The 1243-nt window shown below is 63.2% G+C and carries 1 protein-coding gene and 1 pseudogene; both read right to left on the reverse strand.

Going from position 1 to position 1243, the window contains the following annotated elements; translation table 11 throughout:
* Positions 1-258, reverse strand: a 258-nt coding sequence (locus A3730_RS03660; RefSeq protein WP_197477266.1) for an FAD:protein FMN transferase, incomplete at its 3' end; no start/stop codon positions are given.
* A gap of 84 nt (positions 259-342) precedes the next feature.
* Positions 343-1243, reverse strand: a pseudogene (locus tag A3730_RS30995) (hypothetical protein); the annotation flags it as partial.

The following is a 1243-nucleotide window of genomic DNA, read 5'->3' on the forward strand; positions in this document are numbered from 1 at the left end:
GCCGGCATGGGCGTTGACCCGGGCCAGTTCGCTGCTTTCGACCCAGGGCGACAGCAAGGCATTCAAGCGCGCCATTTCTTCTTCCAGCGCGTCGAACAAGAGCGCCGCATCCTGCTCGGACCACAGCGTGACGCTGGCCCGGGTGCCCATTACATCCCAATCCTGTTGTTGCCAGCGCGCCTGTGCCGGCATGGCCAGCAGGAGCAGGGCAGGTGTGATCAATGTGATCAGGCGGGCAGCGGGGAGCAGCGAAACCATGGCAGTCGTCTTCAGGTTGTCAGCAAAGGAGGGTGACAGCAGTGTACCTGCCGGGGCCGCCCTGTGCTGCCCCGACAGGTGGGCTCATGCTGGCGGCGGGAAAACCGGACCGCTGACGATGGGGTTGAAGGCGGCCAGTTTGTCCAGCGAAGCGGCGTTGCCCAGGCTGTGATTGGGGAAGCGGGCGCTGAATTCGCCCAGCTCACCGTGCAGGGCCATGTAGTTCAGCCACACGGTTTCCGCCAGCAGGTTCACGTTGTTGGCTGCCGGGGTGCCGGCGGTTTCCACCGAGGCATCGCTGCGCATCCAGCCCAGTTGCTGATGGTTTTCGGCGCTGGCGCCGTTGGTGTTCAGGGTCGGGCGACCGTTGGGGTTGTAGACCAGAAAGAACGAGGCGGCGGTGGAGGAATTGTCACCGGTCCACTCGCCTTTGCCGCGGCCGTTGGCGGAGTCATCAATGCGCCCGTTGCTGGACACGGAGCCATCGCTGAATACGTACATCATCAGCGGCATGTTGCGGCGGCGGGCGTATTCCAGGCAGGCGCCCATGCAGCGCCCGGCGCGCAGGTCCCGTTGTTCGCCGGTGCCCCGTTCGCCGGTGTGGTAATCGAAGCCGCCCATGGAAATACAGCCGGCGCCGGCGTAGCCGTTGACCACCAGCTTCATGATGGAGGCGGTTTTTTCGAACTCCCGATCATTCAACTCTGACTCGGAAAAGATGCTGAGGATGTCCGTGTCCTCACGAATANTCAGGGCAGAGGGATTGCCATAGCGGTCGGTAATATCGGCGGCTTCCACATAGCCGCAACGCAGCAAGTCGCGCAAATTAGCGCGGCGGTTGGCGTCGCTGAGGCCGCTATTGATACGATCGATGCGCTTGTGGCGGATGCGAGCAATGGATTCCATCACCGACACGGCATCGTCCTTGGACAGCATTCCCACCAGCTTGCCGGTGTCCACCAGGCCGGTCACGTCGGTGCCTCGG

The organism is Alcanivorax sp. HI0044 (genome assembly GCF_001634945.1).